The following is a 3648-nucleotide window of genomic DNA, read 5'->3' as shown; positions in this document are numbered from 1 at the left end:
ATTAATTTTATTTACAAATTCAATTTTTCTAATTTTTGTCAATAACGAATCACGATTTTCCACTTCATCAATGATTATGGAAATCACCTCATTGCCCATTGCTTTTTTCATATTTTCAGGAGAGTCAATGACCTGGATTTTTCCTCCATCAATGATTCCTACTCGGTCGCATAATTGGTCTGCTTCCTCCATATAATGAGTGGAAACAAAAATAGTCATATCAAATTCAGTGTGAATTTTCTTGATATATTCCCAAATTTTTCTCCTAGTTTGAATGTCTAATCCAACGGTAGGCTCATCAAGAAACAATACTTTGGGCCTATGCAACAGCCCTCCTGCAATATCTAGTCTTTTTCTCATTCCACCAGAATAAGTTACAACAGCTTGATCTTGCTTGTCAACCAATTCGATTAGGTCTAAAACATCATCTATTCTTTTGTTGATTTCATTTTTTGGAATGTGATTTAGTTTTGCTTGTAAGATGAGATTTTCTCGTCCTGTAAGATATTCATCGACAGTTGTTTCTTGTTGAACATATCCAATATTTTCTCTAACTTTTTTTGGGTTTGCAGTTACATCAAATCCTGAAATCAAAGCTTCGCCAGATGTTGGTTTTAGCAAAGTGGTCAAGATCATCATTGTGGTACTTTTACCTGCACCATTAGGTCCCAAGAAACCAAAAATTTCCCCTTTTTTAACAGAAAAAGAGATGTCATTTACTGCTATTACATCACCGAAGGATTTGGTGAGAGATTTAGTCTCTATTGAATACAACACATTGATCGCATTTGACAATTATAAATTGCTAAGTATTGATTTAGTCTATCCTCACAAAAAATTTAAAGACCAAATAGAGAAACCCAGACATGAAAGGATTATGTCAAAAATGTCACTCTTCAAATGTAGATGTTACAGTTCAAGAAGGAATTCCAGTCTGCCAAGTATGTTCCAAGAAAACAGAATAATCAAAAAGAATTATTTTGAAAAAATAGGTTAAAGAATCATTCAATTGATTTGAACTCATCTTTTGTCATTCTTAAAATGACTTTTTCTCCCACTCCCCAAATTTCAGATTTGGATAGGATTTTAGAATGCATCAATCCATCAGATACCTCAATTGATTCTAGTTCGTTGGTTTCAGGATTTCTGTGTAATCGTTTGACTTTGCCAATTTTATGTCGATCAATATCAGTTACCGGAATTCCAGTTCTCACAGGAGGTCTGCTTAGAAGTAATGTCTCCTCAGAAAACTTGTCAATATAATCTTCTGAGAGGAAAAAGTCTTTGTTGAATCCTTGATGTATAGTTACACCAGATACGACAAGCGTGTCGCGGTTAATGTGAATGTGTTTGACTTTGCCGTATTCAATTCCCTCTCTATCGATTACTTTTTTCCCAGTAAATGTATCTGCCGTGGCCATATTCGTAGGCATTCCTTCTAGTTTTACTGACATGGTTGAGAATGCTAAGATTTGCTTATCATAACGAATATCAGAAATTTCCATCAATGAGGTTAAATTACTTGACTGCAAAAACTACGCGTGGAGATTAAAGAAAAGATATTTCGCCCAATACTGATAACAAAGGGAAGAAAGTCAGGCAGGGAGCATGAGGTAATGCTTCGAGCAGTAAACCATAATGGGAAAATTTACTTTTCAAGACACAGGCCGGATGGAGACTGGTTTCAAAATGCATTGGCAAATCCTCTTGTAAAAATACAATACAACGACAATATTCTCATAGGAAATGCAAAATTAGTTACAGATGAAAAACTAAATGAAGAAATTTCTTTTCTAAAGTATCCAGGAGAAGAAAGAGCTAAAGAAAAAAGAATCGCAATCGAAATTACGCTAGAATGAATTAATTAGATTTTCTCGATTTCCAAAAATAGTAGATAGTAACCCCGCCAAGAATCATAGTAATGATTAGAAAAGGTAAAAACAATTCAGAGTTTGCAGACTCTCCAACAGTTTTTGCATATTCTAAACTAGATGCAGACAAGTCTTGAGATTCAGACTCTGCCATCATAGGTGCAGATGCAGGAAGAGACCGTAGAGATTCATCAGCAGGTGTAGATTGCATATTCTTTACAGATTCCTCCATTACAAAATTTTCAGCAGAATCAGTCACAGGTATTGTGTTGTTTTGAAATTGAGAAAGCGACAATAGACCTGAAATACCAGTTGCAATTCCTAAACCTGCAACTTTGTAAATATGTCTAAAGGAACGAACTAGTAATTTACTTTCTTTTGTTTTCTCAGATAATTTTGGAGGAACAATTACAATACTGAATTTTGTTGCAGTGTAAATTTTCATGTCTTGGGATTTTGAATTTTTCTCAATTTTAGAAATTTTGACTATTCCAAGATCTTGAAGTTTGATTAAATGATACTTTACTAATTGCAGAGAAATGCCAGTTTTTTGAGCAATTTGATTTGCAGTCAATTCCTCATTAAAGAGAAACTGAAGGATTTCACGACTAGAGTCGTTTGTAAATAACTCACCGAAAGACTTTATCTTTTCATCATCAGTGGCTAGGATTTTGATTTTTTCAGCAAGGTCATCAGAATGTTCATCAGGCAATGGTTTTCTGAGTCAATTCTAGAATATGTAAGTTGTTTGGTGAAATTGAAATTTCACTAAACCTTTTATCTAGAACTACCAATGGGTAGTAATCACTAAAAATGATGATTCAAAAGATGAGATAAAATGAGTTCAAAAATAATTATTCCAATTGCAGTAATCGTTTCAGTATTAGCTACCGCAGGAATCATGTTTGCAGTTTTGGAGCAAAACGTAGAGATACAAGTAGTAACAGAAACCAGTGAACCAGAGATTATCTATGTCAACAAAGTGGTATCAGAGTATTTTGAAGGAACAAATGAAATAAAGAAAATTTCATCACAGCAAGAACTAAGGGAAATTTTAGAAGCACCTTCATTTAGTGGAGGTTTTGATGACAGAGTTCTCAGAAATTTTGCAGTAGAAGAATCTATGATGTTTGATTCAGCTGCATCTACAGGTGCTCCGGTTCCAATGCCTACTGATGGAGCATCCAAAGTACAAGAAGGTGGAACAGACTATTCAACAACAAATGTTCAAGTCGCAAATGTTGATGAGCCAGATTATCTCAAAAATGATTCAAAGTATGTTTACATTGTCTCACAAAATACACTTTCAATCATCGATGCATACCCTGCAGAAGATGCAAAGTTAATTCTTAAAATTGCATTAGACATTGAATCTCAATATATTCAGAACATGTTCCTCAACGAGGACAGACTAGTAATATTTTACAACGGACAAAGCGATGAGGAAATAATTCCACTATTTGACTTTGTTCCAAGACGATCTTACAATTCCGTTACACATGCATTAATTGTAGATGTCTCTGATAAAGAAAGCCCAATCATTCTCAAAGACTATTCAATTGATGGTCATTTCAGAGATGCAAGAATGATTGGAGATTATGCATATTTTGTAACTAATAGCAACATAGACCACCAATACCCAAGACTGCCAGTAATCATGGAAGATTCAATTAAAATAATGACTCCAGAAGCATTTTACTTTGATAATGTAGAACAGTTCTCAAACTTTAACACACTAACTGCAATTGACATATTCGGGGACAACATAAATTCTGAA

5 protein-coding genes are annotated in these 3648 nt (G+C 34.2%); 2 read left to right on the top strand and 3 right to left on the bottom strand.

Translation table 11 applies throughout. The features are described 5' to 3' along the window. Both OEW78_RS10150 and OEW78_RS10145 read right to left on the bottom strand, forming a co-directional pair. Positions 1-774, bottom strand: a 774-nt coding sequence (locus OEW78_RS10150; protein WP_366523065.1) for an ATP-binding cassette domain-containing protein, incomplete at its 3' end; no start/stop codon positions are given. Positions 775-1001: 227 nt separating this feature from the next. Continuing rightward, entirely contained in the window at positions 1002-1505 is a 504-nt protein-coding gene (locus tag OEW78_RS10145; RefSeq protein ID WP_300327176.1) for a PRC-barrel domain-containing protein, read from the bottom strand. A 36-nt stretch (positions 1506-1541) separates the two neighbouring features. Between OEW78_RS10145 and OEW78_RS10140 the strand changes: the two genes are divergently transcribed. Next, positions 1542-1859 carry a nitroreductase/quinone reductase family protein gene (locus OEW78_RS10140; protein WP_300327175.1) on the top strand — a complete coding sequence of 106 codons (318 nt, stop codon included), beginning with the start codon at positions 1542-1544 and terminating at the stop codon, positions 1857-1859. Between the two features lies 1 nt (position 1860). Here the strand turns inward: OEW78_RS10140 and OEW78_RS10135 are convergent, their stop codons facing one another. Beyond that, entirely contained in the window at positions 1861-2583 is a 723-nt protein-coding gene (locus OEW78_RS10135) for a winged helix-turn-helix domain-containing protein (RefSeq protein ID WP_300327174.1), read from the bottom strand. 126 nt (positions 2584-2709) lie between these two features. Between OEW78_RS10135 and OEW78_RS10130 the strand changes: the two genes are divergently transcribed. After that, positions 2710-3648 (top strand): beta-propeller domain-containing protein (locus OEW78_RS10130; RefSeq protein ID WP_300327173.1); only part of this gene is annotated, 939 nt, incomplete at its 3' end.

This window comes from Candidatus Nitrosopumilus sp., assembly GCF_029882185.1.
Lineage (GTDB): Archaea > Thermoproteota > Nitrososphaeria > Nitrososphaerales > Nitrosopumilaceae > Nitrosopumilus.
Note: the sequence above shows the minus strand (reverse complement) of the source record. Positions and strands in the feature narration are given on the sequence as shown.